The sequence below is a fragment of the Micromonospora sp. NPDC049101 genome (assembly GCF_040648675.1).
Lineage (GTDB): Bacteria > Actinomycetota > Actinomycetes > Mycobacteriales > Micromonosporaceae > Micromonospora.
The window spans coordinates 77335-93618 of sequence record NZ_JBEZED010000011.1 but is presented as its reverse complement, the minus strand read 5'-3'; the positions used below and the strand labels follow the sequence as shown (position 1 = coordinate 93618).

Sequence of the window (16284 nt, the reverse complement as noted above, 5' to 3'; positions counted from 1 at the left end):
ATGAGAGCGGTCGGACTGCTGCGCTACGGCGGGCCGGAGGTGCTGCGGGTGGTCGAGCTGCCAACGCCGCACGCCGGCCCCGGTGAGGTCCGCATCCGGGTACGCGCGGCGGCGGTGAACCCGGCGGACACCCTGATCCGGGCCGGTATGACGCCGGTGCGACTGCGCGGCACCGACCCGCTGCTGCCCGGTCTGGACATCGCCGGCACGATCGACGAGGTGGGTCCCGGGGGCAGTGGTGCGCTCGCCCCGGGTGACCCGGTGATGGCCATGGTCAACCCGACCCGGGAGGCCGGCGGTGGGTACGCCGAGTGGGTGGTGCTTCCGGAAACCTGGGTGGTGCCCGCGCCGGCGGGCGTCTCACCCGCCCACGCGGCCACGCTGCCGATGAACGGGTTGACCGCCCTGCACGCGTTGGACCAGTTGCGGCTGCCGCCGGGCAGCACCCTCGCGGTGACCGGTGCGGCCGGCGCCGTCGGCGGGTACGCGGTACAACTCGCCAAGGCCGCCGGTCACCGCGTGTTGGCCGACGCGGCGCCCGGTGACGTCGAACTGGTCGCCGCGCTCGGCGCCGACGTGACGGTGGCCCGAGGCCCGGGTGTCGCCGACCGCTTCCGGGAACACGCCCCGCACGGCGTGGACGCCGCGGTCGACGCGGCGTTGGTCGGCGGCGCGCTGCTGCCCGCGGTCCGCGACCGTGGCGCCGTGGCGCTGCTGCGCGGCGGGCCGGATCCGCTGTTGCTGGCCCAGGCCAACCAACGGGGGATCGGGATGGTGGCTGCCTACGTGCATGACTATGACGGGCGCCGCGACAAGCTCGACCTGCTTCGGCAGCTCGCCGAGGAGGGTGCGCTGAGCCTTCGTGTCGCCGGCCGGTTTCCACCGCAGGAGGCGGCCCGCGCGCATCAGCTCCTGGAAGCCGGAGGGGTACGCGGCAGGTTGGTCATCGAGTTCTGATCCCGCCGGTGGCCGGCTGCCCTCATCGGGACGGCCGGCCCGGCAGCGTCGGCGGTGGGGAATGATCGTGTCACAGCGGCGGGGCGATGTCCCGCCGCTCCTCGACCCGCTGGTATTCGACCGGCTGCTCGGTGGTGGTGACCACCTCGCGGCGGCGGCCCCAGATCAGCGTGGTCATGATCAGGCCGAGCACGCCGGCTCCCATCAGGATCCAGCCGACCACGTCGAGGTTGATGCCGCCGACGCTCGCGTCCAGTGCGAAGGTGAGGATCGCGCCGAGCGCGATCAGGAAGATGCTGGTGCCGATACCCACGACAGCCTCCTTAGGGGGGTGTGGTGCGCTGTCGAGCCCATCAGTACCCCGGCAGGGACCAGCGCAACCGCGACCGGACAGGGTGCCGTGCCAAGCGATCTTGGCATCGGGTAGAGTTCACCTGTCGCCGGCGCTTGTCGGGGACGTGCGGACGTAGCGCAGCTGGTAGCGCATCACCTTGCCAAGGTGAGGGTCGCGGGTTCGAATCCCGTCGTCCGCTCTCGATGCGCCCCACGGGGGCACCACGGGCGATTGGCGCAGTGGGAGCGCGCTTCCCTGACACGGAAGAGGTCACTGGTTCAAACCCAGTATCGCCCACCATCCAGGCAAGCGGGTTGGTCACTCGCCGGCGCGGAGCACCTCACTCAGCCGGTCGCGGCGTCGCAGCGCCGACTCGACAGGCACGACCGCGGCGGCCGTCGCCAGCAGCGCCACGCTCACCAGGCCCAGCAACCACCACGGCAGGACCGCCGCCGGGTCGGCGGATTGGCCGGTGAGCAGCCGCAGGTCGAGCGGGCCGAGCGTGAGGCGCGCGAGCAGGGCTCCGAGCAGCGGGCCGCACACCGCGGTGACCACGACCGGCGGCAGCAGCTCTCCGGCGGCCACCCAGCGGGCGTCGCGTGGCCGCAGGCCGAGGGTCCGCAGCCGGGTCAGGGTCTGCCACCGCTGCGACGCGCCGGCGGCGGCGGCGAGCGTGAGGCCGAGCAACCCCAGCGCCAGCAGCACCGCGGCGGCCGTCCATGCCAGCCGTAGCAGCCCTGCGGTCAGCGGCGACACCCGCTGCGCCCGCTGGACGTCCGCGCGCAGCACGACGTCGGCGGCGACGCCGGTGTTCGACACGGCCCGCGCCGCGCCGGGGCCGGTCACCCAGACGGTGTTCGCCACGGCGGGCAGCCCGGCGTCGGCGAGCGCCGTGGCGTCCACGATGACGACGTCGTCGGCGCCGCCGACGGAGGGAGCGGTACCGACCGCGGCGAGACCGATCGCCGGGGCGTCGTCCCGGGACAGTTGCAGCCGCGTGCCGGTCCGCAGACCGCCGTCGCTCGAGCGGACCAGCGCCGGGACGTCCCCGGAGCCACGACCGGGTGCGGTGAGCCGGGCCAGCGCCGGTGCGTCGGGCAGCGGAGTGGTGGCCAGCAGCCGCTGGAACGCGGCGGCGTCCACGACGACCAGGCGTGGGGTGAGCGGTGTCGAATCGGTGGAGACGCGTGCCGAGTCGGTCACCTGCGCGACGACGACCTGCCCTACCCCGGGCGCGGCGGCGATGCGCTCGGCGAGTGCGGGCATGGCGGCCTCGGTGTCGGCGCCGACGTCGACGCGGGCGTCCGCGCCGACGGTGCTCCACGCGCCGTCGGCCAGACCCCGGTTGACTGTGGTGCCGAGGATGAGCGCGAACGACGCGAGCGCCGTGGTGCCGACCAGAACCAGCAGTGGCAGCGCCCGCCCGGCCGTCGTGGCCGCCTGGGCGGCACCGAACACGGCCAGCGGGCGGCGTGAGCGCAGGGCCCCTCGGAGCGCGAACCGCGCCCCGAGGGGCAGGAGCCGGAGCAGGACGAGCGCGCCGACGAGCGCGCCCAGAGCGGGGGCGCTGATCGGCAGGATCAGGTCGCCGGTCAGCTTACCGGTGGCGCCGTCGGAGGCGACGGGCAGCAGCCCGCGCTGGTGCAGTGTGACGAGGGCGGCGACCGCGGCGATCAGGACAGCGGCCTCCACGGCGGCGCGGCGCAACCGACCGGTGGCCCGGATCCAGCGCCGAGCGGCCTGGTTGGCGGGTTGGCGCCGGTCGCGGCTGGCACGGGCGGCGGCGAGGGTGCCGAACGCCGGCCCGGCGAGGGTACCGGCCAGGACCACGGGAACGGCCCAGGTCCAGGAGACGCCCGGAGCGACGGCGCGGGCGAGCGCGAGCCCGACGGCGGCGGCCGACAGGGACACGACTGTGGATTCGATGGTCAGTTCGGTACCGAGGTCGGGTAGTGCCGCGCCCCGCTGCCGGGCGGCGCTCAGCACCGGGGTACGGCGGCGGACCAGCAGGTCGGCGGCGAGGAGCAGGACCAGCACGGTGGCGGTCAGCACGCCAGCGAGCAGGACGGCGGCCTGTGCGAAAGCCGCGCTGCTCCGGGCACGGGCGTCGCGTAGGGTGGCGTCCAGCTGCGATTCCCACTTCAGGGACTGGTCGCGGGCACCGGATGAGCCGGAGGCCGCCTTGAGCTTGACCACCTTGCTGGCGAGCGGCGCGGTGGCGTCCCAGGTGAGCGCGTCGGGGTCGGGGGCGAAGTGGATGGTGCGGCGTAGTTGGCCCTCGGCGACGGCGAGCCGGGCGTCCGGCAACGACTCGCGCGACAGCAGGCCGGCGAACCGGGTGGTCCCCGTGCCGTCGGCGCCGGGCACGGGGCGCAGGAGCGCCGGGGCGAGTCGCCAGGCCGGGTCGGCGCTGTCCGCGGGTCGGTAGATCCCGCTGATCCGGACGTCCGTGTCGCTGCCCAGGGCGTCCTTGACCCGCATCCGATCGCCGGGGCCGAGGTGCAGTGCGGCGGCGGCGGCCTCGGAGAGGCCGACCTGCACCGGCCAGGGCGGTCCGTCGTAGGGGGTCTCGACGTACTCGTCGGAGACAGTGGAGCCGGGCGCGTTGCCGGCGATCCAGGTCACGGCCGGGCTGCCGAGGTCACCGGCCAGGTAGGTGAGCTGGAAGGTACGCGGCACGCTGGCGTCGGTGATGGTGAGGATCGGGCCGTTGACGACGGCGACGGGCGGGAGTAACGCGGCGTCCAGGTCGGGCCCGAGCGCGGAGGTCGCCCGGGCGCGGAAGCCGTCGACCTCGTCGGCGAGGCGGGGCATCCGGACGCGTCCGCCGGTCGGCCCGTCGTCGCGTTCCCAGTCGGCCTGTACGAGGACGTTCGAGTCGTTGCCGGCGCGGCGGACCGTGTCCTGGACGGCGGTGTCGGCGGCGGCGCGGAGCAGCGTCGGCACGGCCCCGGCGAGGAGCGCGACGGCCGCGATGACGGCGGCGGTGAGCAGCAGCGCCCCGGCGTCGGCACGGCCCCGGCCGCGGATGCTGGGCCAGTGCGGTGCCGGCCACCGGCGGGTCAGCCACCGCTTCATGGCCCCACCCGCAGGTGCGCGGCGTCGGCCCGGCGGACCTGGACGGTGACCACCACGGTGACCGCCAGCAGGCAGCCGGCCACCAGTACGGCGAGCAGCGCGGCCTCGGCTGGCCACGGCCAGTGTGGCTGGGTGGCCGGGACGGGCGCGGCACCGGTGTCGGAGCGCACCAGCAGGGGAGCGACCACACGGGTGGCGAGTGCGCCGACGGCCGCGCCCGCCGCGAGCAGGGGCAGCAGAACGCCGGCGTGTTGGCCGAGCAGCACGGCCCGGATGCCGCGCCGGGACATCCCCAGGCCGCGCAGCCGCGTCACCTCGACGGCGCGGACCTGTAGGTCACAGGTGACGTGCAGGACGACGCCGGCGAGCAGCAGCAGGGCCGCGGCCGGGACGAGGAGCCGGAGCGCGGCCGGCAGCCCGACGCGCAGTGGGCCGCCGGTGAGGCGGGCGGTCTCCGCCTCGCGGGTCGTGACGGTGCCCAGATACAGGTTGGTGGCCCGCTCGGCGGCACCGGCACCGGCCGGGTGGCCGACCCACCAGGCGTCGACCGGGAACGTCAGGTCGCCGGTGACGGCCCGTGCGCGCGAGAGCGTGTCCAGGTCGGCCAGGACGGCGACGGCGCCGGGGGCGGACGGCACGCTCGGCACGACCTCGCTGACGACGATCGGGACGGGCGTGATGCCGACGGTGACGCTGAGCTGGCTGCCGCTCTTCGCGCCGACCTCGCTGGCGAAGCGGGCGGAGACGGCGACGGGCACCGGGCCCGGGTCCGGGAATGCGGTGGCGACGAGGGTCCGGGCGGCGTCGTCGGCGCCGCCGACGTCGACGGTCGCGGCCATCCGCAGCGCGGTTCCCGTCGGTGTGGCGGACACCCCGACGGTCAGGTCGCTCACCTTGCTCGGGATCGGCGGCGCGGACGTGGCGGTCCAGTCCGATCCGTTGGACGTCTGCACCGACCCAGTGGGCGGCACGGTGAGGGTGACGGCTACGTCGACGGGTCGGCCGACCGTGTCGGTGGTGACCGGCAGGGCGACCGCGACGAGACGCTGCCCGTCAGCCGTCGCGCAGGCGGGCAGCCGAAACTCCTGGCCGTCGAGCGGTACGGCGGGACCGGTGCAGGACGTGCGGAGGCCGGTGGCGTCCTGCAACAGCAGCCGGGGCGTCACGGCGAGCGGGGTGCCGCCGCCGGCCGTCCCCCGCAGGACGAGCGGGACGCCAGCCGGTACGGCGAGGCCGGTGACCCGGGTGCGGGGTGCCAGCGTGGCGCCCACGTCGGCCCATCCGCGGTCGCCGTCCAGCCGTCCGCGCAGCAGCGCGTCGGCGCGGGTGGTGTCGACGGCGACCAGGCGCGGCGCGACGCCCGCGTTGCCGAGCCACTGACCGACTGTGGTGCCCCGGTCGAGGACCGGGCTCACGGCTCCCGCGGTGGCCGCGCCGACGGCTGCGCCCTCTCCGGCCACCGGCGCCGTGCCGAGGGTGAGTGCCAGGTCGGTGCCGACGGTGAGCGCGGCCTGGTCGCGCTGCGACTGGTGCCACGTGTCGTCGAAGGCGAGCCCGAAGGTGCCGGCCGCGCAGGCCAGGCCGACGAGCAGCCCGGCGGCGACCGCCTGTGGCCGGCGGGCGGCCTCGGCGACCGCCAGCGGAAGCGCCAGCCCGCGGGCGCGGTACGCCAGCCGGTCGGCGCCGCGTAGGGCGGGCAGCACCACCCGGAGGGCCAGGGCGGCACCCGCGGTGAGCAGCAGCGCCGGCGCGAGCACCCGGACCGCGTCGGCGCGTGGGCTGGCGGCGGTGGGCTGCGCGTAGAGCTGCCACCAGCCGGCGGCGGCGAATGCCGCGAGCAGCACGTCGGCACCGGATCGGGCCAGCAGTTCACGGCGGGTGCGCTGGTCACCGGCTGCCGGGACGGGCCGGATCGCCAGGACGGTGAGGACGGCGGCGAGCACCAGCGCGCCGCCGACGACCGCGAGGACCTGGGCACCGGCGATGGTCGGCCGGGCGGTCAGGCCGGCGCCGTCCAGCGGCGGCAGGTGGGTCAGGCCGGCGTGCAGGGCCGACGAGGCAGGTATCGCGAGCGCGGCGGCGACGGCGGCGACGAGCCCGGCCTCGAATGTCGCGGTGGCGGCGAGTTGGCGACGGCTGGTGCCCAGGGCGGACCGCAGGGTGGTCTCTTCGGCGCGGATGCCCGTGGTCAGTCGGCCGGCGAGGACGAGTGCCGTCGCGGTCAGGACACCGCCGAGGACGGCGATGGCGAGCACGACGGCGGCGGTGACGTGCCGTTGGTCGTCGGCGGACCGCAGGGTCAGCGGCAGCTCGGAGGAGACACGTGCGAGCCGGACGCGGTCGCCGAGGGTGCCCGCCAGCCGGCGGTCGGCATCGCGGACGGCCCCGGCCACGGTCTCCAGGTCGTGGCGGTTGGGATGGGACAGGTCCGGATGGGTGGTGACCTCCATCCGGTCGACCGTGGCACCGGTGGTGACCAGGTCGGCGAGGTCGACGAGGAACGGGCCGTAGGCGTTGACCGGCTGCAGGAAGCGGCCGTCCCGGTAGCCGGGGGCGGAGCCGGCCGCGGCCAGCGGGTCGCGGTCCCAGCCGCGCCCCGGCAGCGGGCGTACCACACCGACGACTGTCACGTCGATGGCCGGGACGGGCGCGTGGGCCAGCTCGGCGCCGAGGCGTACCCGGCTTCCGGGGGTGAGGCCGAGCAGTTGTGCGGTGGACTCCAGCAGCACCGCGTCACCAGGGTGCTGTGGCCAGCGCCCGGTGATCAGCTCGCCTCGGGCCGGCAGGTCGTCCATCCCCGACAGGTACGCCTGGGCCGGAACGCTGGTGCCCTTGGCGAGCGTGGGCGGCAGCGCCCGCAGCACCGTCGACGCCCGCGCGGTCGTCGTCGACGGGAACGGTGCGAGCGCGGAGGTCACCACGCTGCGGGTGTCGGCGGCGACGGACGACGTGTCCCGGCCCTCCACGGTGCCGGTGTAGACGGTCACGTCGACGGCGGCGGGGGCGGCGCGGGCCATGGCGACCTCCAGCGCCCGCTCGGCGGTGCGGGTGATCAGCAGGGTGCAGGTGCCCAGCAGGGTCGCGCCGATCGTGACGACCAAGAGGAGGGCCGCCAGCAACGGCCACTGCGCGCGGGCGCGCCGGCTGACCAGCCTCATCGTCGCGTCACCCGGCGGCCTGTTCGTCGAGGGCCTGTTCGTCGAGGTGCCCGTCGTGGATGCGGATCACCCGGTCGGCCAGGGCCATCATCACCGCGTCGTGCGTCGACACCAGGACAGTGACGCCTTCGGACTCCACGATCCCGCGCAGCAGGGCCATCACCGAGAGGCCCGTCTCGGCGTCCAGTTGCCCGGTGGGTTCGTCGGCGAGCAGAAGCTGGGGCGAGGCGGCCAGCGCGCGGGCGATCGCCACCCGCTGCTGCTGCCCGCCGGAGAGCTCGGCCGGCCGCTGCCCGGCGTGGTCGGCCAGGCCGATCAGCTCCAGCAGCAACTCGACCCGCCGCTCGCGTTCGGCGGGGGCGACGCGGGCCATCCGCAGCGGGGCCGCGACGTTCTCCGCGGCCGACAGCACCGGGATCAACCCGAAGCTCTGGAAGACGTACGACACCTTCTCGCGCCGCAGCCGGGACAGGCCATCCTCGTCGAGCGCGGTGACGTCGGTGCCGTCGACGTGCACGGTGCCGGCGTCCGGGCGGTCCAGGCCGCCGATGACGTTGAGCAGGGTGGTCTTGCCCGAGCCGGACCGGCCGACGAGCGCCACCATCGAACCGGCGGCCACGTCGAACGACACACCGCGCAGGGCGTGTACGACGCTCGGCCCGGTGCGGAAGCGCCGGTGGACACCGCGCACGCGCAGCAGCGGCTCGCTGCTCATTCGCCGCTTCCCGAGTCGGGGTGGATCGTGATGTGGTCGGCTTCCAGGGCCAGCCGGACCCGTCGGGTCAGCGCCAGCGCCTGGCGGAACTCGCGGGGCACCTGGACCCGCCCGGCGCGGTCCATCACGGCGTACTCCTCGGCGATCACGTGCGTGTCACCCTCCGCGTCGGTGGTGGTGCGGCGCAGCACCTCGCTGCTGGTGCGCCCGTCCCGGATCGCGACGGTCCGTTCGACCTGGCCGCTGACCTCCGGATCGTGGGTCACCACGACGACTGTGACGCCGTAGCGCCGGTTGACGTCCCGCAGCACGCCGAAGACCTCCGCGGACGTGGCGGCGTCCAGCTCACCGGTCGGCTCGTCGGCGAGCAGGACCCGCGGCTGGTTGGCAAGTGCCACCGCGATCGCGACCCGCATCTGCTGCCCTCCGGAGAGCTGCCCGGGGCGCCGATCGGCGCAGTCGGCGACGCCGAGGCTGTCCAGCAGCTCGGCCGCGCGCTCCCGGCGCTCCTCCTTCGGGGTCCGGGCCGCCGTCATCGGCAGGTCCACCATCTCCCGTGCGGTCAGGTACGGGATCAGGTTGCTCGCCGTCTGCTGCCGCACGAACCCGACGGTGTGCCGCCGGTAGTCCACCCGGTCCGCGCGGGACATCGCCAGCAGGTTCCACCTGTCGACCCGGACCCGCCCGGCGGTGGGGGCGTCGATGCCGGCCAGGATGGAGAGCAGTGTCGACTTGCCCGACCCGGAGGCACCGACGACGGCGACCAACTCGCCGCTCCGCACGGCCAGGTCCAGTCCCTGCAGGGCCTGCACCTCGATCGAACCGGTCTGGTAGATCCGCACCAGGTTCTCGCAGACGATGAGCGCGTCCCGGCCGAACTCGGGTGCCCGTGCGGATGGCTGCGGCAGGGACAGCGGGGTGCTGGGCATGCCGTTCTCCGTCCGGGTTGTGCCGACGTCGAGTCGGTCTCGGTGGTGGGCGGGCACGTGGTGTCGCCCAGGTGGCACGCGGGGTTTCGGTAAGCGCCTCGGTTGCCCGTGCTGACGCAGATTGAAGCAGTTTCGCAATCGGCGGCTTCGTTGACCATGGTTCTGGCCGGCTTTTCTTGATCCTGGACGAGGTCCGGCCGGTGACTGTGTCGGCGGGCCGGCTCCCGCTGTGGTGGGTCGTGAACCTACCGGGCACCCACCCCGACTGAATGGGCGAAGGAGGGCCGATGAGCGATGCGTTGCTGGTGGTTCGCTGCCAGTTGGGTGAGCGAGAGGCGTTCGCCGACCGGGGGACGGTCGCTGGCGCGCTGGCGGCGCTTCCGGCCCGGGAACGGGAGGTGCTCCTGCTGTCCTACCTGAAGGATCTGCCACTGGACGCCTGCGGGCAGATCTGCGCGGTACCCGTCGGCACGGTCAAGTCGCGGCTCAACCGGACCCGCGCGTTGTTACGCCACGAACTGCCGCGGAAGGGGTACGAGGCATGACTCCGGTAGAGGTGCTGGCGCGACTGCCCTCGCGGCGGGGCGGGTACCGAGGTTCAGGTCCGCCTCAGCCTTTTTTGTCGATCTTCTCTGCCGCGTGCCGGAGTGCGCTTACGAGTTCAGGTATTTGCGTGTCGGGGAAGCGGCCGGACATGCCGATCGCGGCGTACGGTGCTGAGCCGACGGTGACGGCAACGGTGCGTTCGGTCTTACCGGCGCGCAGGGCGAAACCGGCTTCGCGGATCTCCGCAAGATCGGTGAGGACCTGCTCGACCGGGGTCTCGTTCGCGCTGGTTGTCCACATGGCGCGGACGTCCTCGTCGTCCTGAGCGGCCAGTAGGGCCATCCCGAGCCCGGATCGGGTGACCGGGAAGAGGCCGATCCGGCCGAGGGCCGTGCTGGTGTCCATGCCCGGGTCGGCGTGGTACAGGTACGACATCTGGTCGCGCCAGAGCACGCCCATGGCCACGGTGTGACCGTGGACGTGAAGCTCGCCGAGCGGCCCGAGCGCACGGCGGATCAGGCCGGACCCGAAGAGGCTCTGCGCGGCCAGGGCATGGATTCCCGGGCCGGGACGATAGCGGCGCCGCTCGTCCTGTTCGATCAGCCGGATGTGCGCGAGGGTCTTGAGCAGCCTGTTTGCGCGAGAAGGTTCCAGTCCGAGCCGTCTTGCGACTTCGCGTGAGCCGAGGGCCTCAGCGGAACTGGCCAGCAACTGCAGGCAGTCGAGCCCGTCCTGGAGTGATTTGTTCGGCTGAGACGGCAGCATGTTGCATTTATAGCATCACTCCGGGGCGGGATGCTACGGATTCGTGTCGCGTGGGTTTCGGCGGAGCATCTTGACGGTGCTATTACTGCACCATTACGCTCGCCGCACTTGACCAACGATCCCGCCCGGTCGCCGCAGTTGACCCTGCTCCAGCAGGCGCGATGACTGCTGCCCGGGTCGGTTTTCCACATCACGGGGTGGGTCCGGCGGGCTGCCGCCATGGACGGAAGGGCGCCACATGCTCCGAACCGTGGCGAGCCGATCGGCTCGCCACGGACCCGAGTCACGGGACGACGATGCGCCAACGAGTCGACCGTGGCTGAGCCGAGAGGTGATGACCTTGACACGACCCTCGAACGTGCACCGCCACAGGTGGCGGATGCGCGTCGCGACCGGACTGGCCGTCCTCATCGGTCTGCCGATGATCGGCGTCGCGCATCCAGCGTCCGCCGACGCCGCCGCAGCCTCCGCGGTGCTCTCGGCGACCCCACAGTGGAACGGTATGGCCGGCAATCCCGGCGACGCCTCCGGCCAGATCTCCGCGGCGGCCACCGAGCGGGGCGGCCGCCCCTGCTGGACCACCACGCAGACGCCGATCACCAATGACTTCCTGTATTTCCGGGTCGACGCCGCCCGGCAGCCGGCCACCACCGGTTACGCGTTCGTCAAGGTCAGCTACTTCGACGCCGGCCCCGGACACTTCACGATCCAGTACGACGGCACAGGGCAGAACCGGGCCGGCGACGCCGTCCCGCTGACCGGCGGGAACGTCTGGCGTTCCTACGTCTTCCAGTTGGCCGACGCCGAGTTCAAGGGCGATCTGCCGTCCGGCGCCGACTTCCGCATCGCCTCCTGGGACAGCCGGCTCGGGCGGTCGGCCACCGACCTGTGCGTGGCCGATGTCTCGGTCAGCTTCAGCACCGCCGAGGCGGTGCGCATCACCGCGACGAACCTGGTCTTCAGCGGATCTGAGCCGCGGACCATCCCGGTGACCTCCAGCGCCGCCAGCGTGCGCTGGGCGGCCGCCGACGAGCAGGGCGTGCCGGCGGCCAGCGGCACGGCCGCGGTGTCCGGTGGCACGGCGGCGGTCGACCTCGCCGCGGTCAAGCCCGGCTACTACACCCTCGGCGTCACGGCCGAGGTGGGTGGACTCCCGGTCACCCGGTACACGCCGGTGGCGCTGCTGGACGCGCTTCCCGCCGACGCCCGGCGGCCCGGGGCGCCGTGGGGAGTCGGGACCCACTTCTCCCAGAGCGACCCGCCCAGTCTCGTCCCCACGATGGCGAAGGTCGGTTACACCCACGTCCGCGACGCCCTGTCCTGGCAGCATGTGGAGAAGACCGCCGGCACCTACACCATGCCCACCTACGGCGCCCCGTTCCTCAACGGGCTGGCCGCCAACGGCATGGAGCCTCTGCTGGTCGCGGCGTTCGCTAATCCGCTCTACGACGGCGGGAAGACGCCGAGCACACCGGAAGGCCACGCCGCCTTCGCCGCCTACGCCTCAGCGATGCTCACCCTCTCCGGTACCAACAAGGTCGAGGTGTACAACGAGTTCGACGGGGGCTTCAACAACGGCCTGTGCGGTCGTACCCCGCAGTGCTACCTACCGCTGTTGCAGGCGACCTACGCCAAGGTGAAGGCCGACCACCCGCAGGCCGAGGTCGTCGCGCCGGCCGGCGGCGGACCCGCGTGGTGGGAAGAGCTGTTCCAGATCGGCGGCCTGCAGTACATGGACCGCTTCAGCGCGCATCTCTACGGCTTTCCGGCCCCGCCGGAGGTCCGCGGCCTGACCCTGATCCCGACGTTCAGGGACCTGATCCGCCGCTACAACAACGGTCGCGACATGCCGATCGACATCACCGAGAACGGATTCCCGACCCACACCAACGGCGGCGTCACCGAGCTGCAGCAGGGCGACTACCTCGTCCGGGCGGCCAGCCTGGCCGTGGCCAACGGGGCCAGCCGCTACTACTGGTACGACTTCCTCAACGACGGCACGACCGCGTCGAACCAGGAGTACAACTTCGGCGTGCTGCGCCGTCCCGGATACCTGGGGATGAACGCCTACGCCCCGAAGCCGGCGCTGGTCACGCAGTCGGTGCTGATCCGCCAGCTCGCCGGTCTGGACTTCCGTGCCGCCGACAACCTGGGGTCGGGTGTCTACTCGTACGAGTTCGCCGGCGGGCCCGGCAAGGTGCCGGTCCGGGTGATGTGGGCGACCACACCGACCCAGGTCGAGCTGAGCACCACCACCCCCGTCACGGTCACCAACGCCTACGGCCGGTCGAACACCCTGGAACCCCTACAGGGCAAGGTGACGCTGGACCTGACCGAGCACCCGGTCTTCACCAAGGGCAAGCCGACGGCCCTCGCGGTGAGCAACCCGAAGGTGTACTCCGTCTCGGTTCCGGACACGGTCGCCGTGGGCGACGACATCCCGGTGACGCTGAAGGTGGACCGGACCCACGGTGGTGGAGGCACGTGGACCAACTTCCACGTCGAGGACAACACCTACGCGGTGTATGCGCCGGCCGGGCAGGTGGGAACGAAGACCGTCACCGTTCCCGGTAGCACGGTGAAGGGCCCGCGAACGGTACACGTGCGGGCCGGGTCCGGGGGATCGGCGTCGATGGTGCTGCGCGACGACGCGATGATCACCGATCCGGTCGTGGCGACAGTCGATCCGATCGTGACGTCGGTCGGGCCGCTCGGTGGTTCGCTGCGGGTGAAGATCACCAACAACAAATCGGCGACGGCTCTGGACGTCTCGCAGATCGCGTGGACGGTGGGGACGCAGAGCGGCACGGTGACCGGCGTCGCCCCGGTCCCGCCGAACTCCGTCACCTCGGTCGACATCCCGGTCGCGGGGATCGTCCCCTGGAAGTCCTCCGACATGTCGGTGCGCGTCGACACGGCACAGTTGGGCGCGTTCCGTGCCGGTGGGACCGTCGGCTTCAACCCGATCGAGGCCGACGGACAGAACGCCGTCGTACCCGTGAATCTGACGGCCGACGGCGCGGTCGACTACCGGCGGGTTCCCTACGGCGGTGCGTCGGACCTGTCGGGCACCGTCAAGCTCACCCGCACCGCGGAGGCCCTGTGGTTGACGGCCGACGTGACCGACAACGTCCACGCCCAGACGAAGACGGCCGGCAGTATGTGGGACGGCGACTCCATCCAACTGGCGATCAGCCCCGACCTTCCGGGGCGGTCGACCGCCCGCGTCGAGATCGGCGCGGCGCTGCTGGGCACCGGTCCGGCCGTGTACACCTTCACGCCACCGGCCGGCGGAGTGGCCGGGGCGACGCCCGGCGCGACGGCGGCGATCGTCCGGACCGGAACCACCACCTCCTACCGCGTGTCGGTGCCCTGGTCCGCCCTCGGGTTGACCGGTCCGCCCACCGCACCGGTCGCCCTGTCCTTCGTGGTCAACGATGACGACGACGGCATCGGCCGGGCCGGCTGGATCCAGTGGGGCGGCGGCATCGTCCTGGCCAAGAACACCGCGGAGATGCGGCCGGTGCAGGTGATGGCGCCGTGAGCGGGCCCCGGCGGGTCCTGGTCACCGGTGCGGCCGGACGGCTGGGTCGGGCGGCGCTGAAGCTGTTCGCCAACCGGCACATCCCCACCACCGGTCTCGACCTGCACGACCCGGGCGACACCCAGGCGGGCCGGATGGTGACCGGATCCGCCGGGGACCCGATCGTGGTACGCGACGCCCTCGCGGGGGTCGACGCCGTCTTTCACTGCGCGGCGATCCCAGCGCCCACCCTCGGCACACCGCACGAGGTGTTCACCACCAACACCCGGGCCACGTTCACCGTGCTGGAGGAGGCGGCTCAGCAGGGCGTCGGCCGGGCCGTCATCGCCAGCAGCCTTTCGGTGACCGGTCTGCCCTGGTCGCCGTACCCGCAGACACCGGCCTACCTGCCCATCGACGAGGATCTGCCGCTGCAGGTAGCCGACCCGTACGCGCTGTCGAAGCAGACCGACGAGGCGATCGGCGCGATGATGGCCCGCCGGCACGGGATGACCGTCGTCGCACTGCGCCTGCCGCTGCTCGGCGGTCCCGACGACCAGTTCGACACCTACGCCCGCAACTACGCCGAACACCCGTCCTGGGGGGCCACCGACCTGTGGGCCTATCTGGACACCCGCGACGCCGCCCGCGCCGGCCTGTTGGCCCTCACCGCCCCCGTGACGGGATTCCACGCGGTGTTCGTCGCCGCCCCGGACACCCTGAGCGCCACCGATACGGAGGCGCTGCTGGACGAGCACCTGCCGGGGGTGCCCCGGCGGACGCGATGGACCGGCCGGGGCGTCGCCATCGACACCGCTCGGGCCACGCGGCTGCTCGGCTTCACCCCCGAGCACCTCTACCCACTGTCCCTACCCGGACAGCCACCATCCTCAGATCAGGAAGTGACGCCATGACACGTACGATCAGCCGCCGGCGCCTGCTCGCGGGCGCGGCCGGACTGGCTTCCGCCGCCGTCCTCTCGGCCTGCGGCAAGGGCGGCGAGTCCGGTGACGCCGGCACGGTGACCCTCAACGTGTGGGGCGGAGTCCCTCCGGAGAGCGGACCCAACGCCCTGTTCGCCGCGTTCACCGCGAAGTACCCGAACATCAAGGTCAACTACACCCGTTACGTCAACGACGACCAGGGCAACCTCAAGCTCGACACCGCGCTGCAGGGCGGTCTCGACATCGACGTCGTCGTGTCGTACGCGCGCTCGGCCCTGGCCAAACGCGTCGAGGCGGGTCTGCTCACCGACCTCACCGACCGGCTCGCCGGTGACGCGGCGTTGAAGGTCTTCGCCCCTGGCACGGAACCGGCCAGCAACAATTTCTTCGACGGTAAGGCGTACTCCGCTCCGGCCAGCCGCAGCGTGGAGACGGTGCTGGCCAACAAGAGCCTGCTCGACAAGGCCGGCGTCACCGTCCCGGCGGACTGGACGACCGCCGACTTTCGCGCGATCGCGAAACAGCTGTCCGGCAACGGCGTGTACGGGTGTCTGATCCCGCCGGACCTTGCCCGTCAGCAGATCGGCCCGGACTTCACCTACAAGGCCGGCGGCCGCGAGTCCAATTTCGACCACCCGGCGTTCCGGGAGAACTTCCAACTCCGGCTGGACATGATGGCCGAGAAATCCGCCGCGCCGATGACCGAGATCGTCGCGCAGAAGTGGGACGCGTTCGCCCAGACCCCGTTCCTCACGGGGAAGGTGGCGATGTGGATCTCCCAGCCGTTCGTCCTGCGCTACATCAAGGACACCAAGGAGTATCCGCACGACTTCCAGACCGTTCTGCTGCCGATGCCGGCGCCGCAGAAGGGCGCGCGGTTCTGGAACACCGGTGGCTACGGCGACAACGTGGCCATCACGAAGAAGTCCCGCCACCAGGACGCCGCCTTCACGCTCCTGCAGTTCTGGCTCGGCGAAGGCGCGGCACACATGGTGCCCGGCGGCCGGCTGCCGTCGCTGCCCGGTGGCGACACCGCCAAATTGGCCGCCGATCTGGGCGGACCCGACGCCGCGAAGCTGTTCGACGACCGGTCGCTGGTCACCAACCTGCTGACCTCGGACGCGCGGATCCCCGTGGACACCATCCAGACGGCACACGCGGAGATCTCCACGATCGTGAACGGGCTCAACCAGCGGGTCCTGCTCGGCAACATCAGCCTTGATCAGTGGGCCCGAACCGCCAAGGAACAGTGCGACGCGGCGATCAAAAAGGCGGGCTAGAGACACATGCAGACTCTGGCTGGCCCAGCCCGGTCGCCGGTACCGCCCGTCGTAC

11 protein-coding genes and 2 tRNA genes are annotated in these 16284 nt (G+C 72.7%); 7 read left to right on the top strand and 6 right to left on the bottom strand.

From position 1 onward, the window contains the following. Positions 1–957 carry an NADP-dependent oxidoreductase gene (locus tag AB0B57_RS17170; RefSeq protein WP_357070109.1) on the top strand — a complete coding sequence of 319 codons (957 nt, stop codon included), beginning with the start codon at positions 1–3 and terminating at the stop codon, positions 955–957. Between the two features lie 70 nt (positions 958–1027). Here AB0B57_RS17170 and AB0B57_RS17165 read toward each other — a convergent pair whose 3' ends face one another. Next, positions 1028–1270 (bottom strand): DUF6458 family protein, encoded by a 243-nt coding sequence (locus AB0B57_RS17165; protein WP_357070106.1) that lies wholly within the window; start codon positions 1268–1270, stop codon positions 1028–1030. A gap of 147 nt (positions 1271–1417) precedes the next feature. On the opposite strand from AB0B57_RS17165, the gene AB0B57_RS17160 reads away from it, so the two are divergent. Together AB0B57_RS17160 and AB0B57_RS17155 are read left to right on the top strand one after the other, a co-directional pair. Further along, positions 1418–1490, top strand: a tRNA-Gly gene (locus tag AB0B57_RS17160). 26 nt (positions 1491–1516) lie between these two features. Further along, positions 1517–1591: transfer RNA gene (locus AB0B57_RS17155), tRNA-Val, on the top strand. 18 nt (positions 1592–1609) lie between these two features. On the opposite strand, the gene AB0B57_RS17150 is transcribed toward AB0B57_RS17155, so the two are convergent. Genes AB0B57_RS17150 through AB0B57_RS17135 form a run of 4 tightly spaced genes read right to left on the bottom strand, consistent with a single transcriptional unit; the run spans position 1610 to position 9171 of the window. Beyond that, complete coding sequence (locus AB0B57_RS17150) at positions 1610–4369, bottom strand: FtsX-like permease family protein (protein ID WP_357070104.1); 2760 nt, start codon at positions 4367–4369, stop codon at positions 1610–1612. Continuing rightward, on the bottom strand, positions 4366–7527 hold the full coding sequence (locus AB0B57_RS17145) for a permease (protein WP_357070102.1): 3162 nt from the start codon (positions 7525–7527) through the stop codon (positions 4366–4368). Before AB0B57_RS17145 ends, AB0B57_RS17150 begins: the two co-directional genes overlap by 4 nt. A gap of 7 nt (positions 7528–7534) precedes the next feature. Further along, entirely contained in the window at positions 7535–8242 is a 708-nt protein-coding gene (locus AB0B57_RS17140; protein WP_357070100.1) for an ABC transporter ATP-binding protein, read from the bottom strand. Beyond that, a complete protein-coding gene (locus tag AB0B57_RS17135) occupies positions 8239–9171 on the bottom strand; it encodes an ABC transporter ATP-binding protein (protein WP_357070098.1) in 933 nt (310 codons plus the stop codon). Before AB0B57_RS17135 ends, AB0B57_RS17140 begins: the two co-directional genes overlap by 4 nt. A gap of 287 nt (positions 9172–9458) precedes the next feature. Between AB0B57_RS17135 and AB0B57_RS17130 the strand changes: the two genes are divergently transcribed. Further along, entirely contained in the window at positions 9459–9716 is a 258-nt protein-coding gene (locus AB0B57_RS17130; RefSeq protein WP_357070096.1) for a sigma factor-like helix-turn-helix DNA-binding protein, read from the top strand. A 64-nt stretch (positions 9717–9780) separates the two neighbouring features. Here AB0B57_RS17130 and AB0B57_RS17125 read toward each other — a convergent pair whose 3' ends face one another. Continuing rightward, on the bottom strand, positions 9781–10482 hold the full coding sequence (locus AB0B57_RS17125; protein ID WP_357070094.1) for a helix-turn-helix domain-containing protein: 702 nt from the start codon (positions 10480–10482) through the stop codon (positions 9781–9783). Between the two features lie 340 nt (positions 10483–10822). Here AB0B57_RS17125 and AB0B57_RS17120 point away from each other — a divergent pair, with 340 nt between their 5' ends. The 3 genes from AB0B57_RS17120 to AB0B57_RS17110 are packed head-to-tail and all read left to right on the top strand — an operon-like array spanning position 10823 to position 16229. Continuing rightward, a complete protein-coding gene (locus AB0B57_RS17120; protein WP_357070092.1) occupies positions 10823–14026 on the top strand; it encodes a sugar-binding protein in 3204 nt (1067 codons plus the stop codon). Next, positions 14023–14919: an NAD(P)-dependent oxidoreductase gene (locus AB0B57_RS17115; protein ID WP_357070090.1), complete on the top strand. Its 897-nt coding sequence runs from the start codon at positions 14023–14025 to the stop codon at positions 14917–14919. Before AB0B57_RS17120 ends, AB0B57_RS17115 begins: the two co-directional genes overlap by 4 nt. Continuing rightward, positions 14916–16229: an extracellular solute-binding protein gene (locus AB0B57_RS17110; RefSeq protein WP_357070088.1), complete on the top strand. Its 1314-nt coding sequence runs from the start codon at positions 14916–14918 to the stop codon at positions 16227–16229. The genes AB0B57_RS17115 and AB0B57_RS17110 overlap by 4 nt, the downstream gene beginning before the upstream one ends. Positions 16230–16284: the final 55 nt, after the last annotated feature.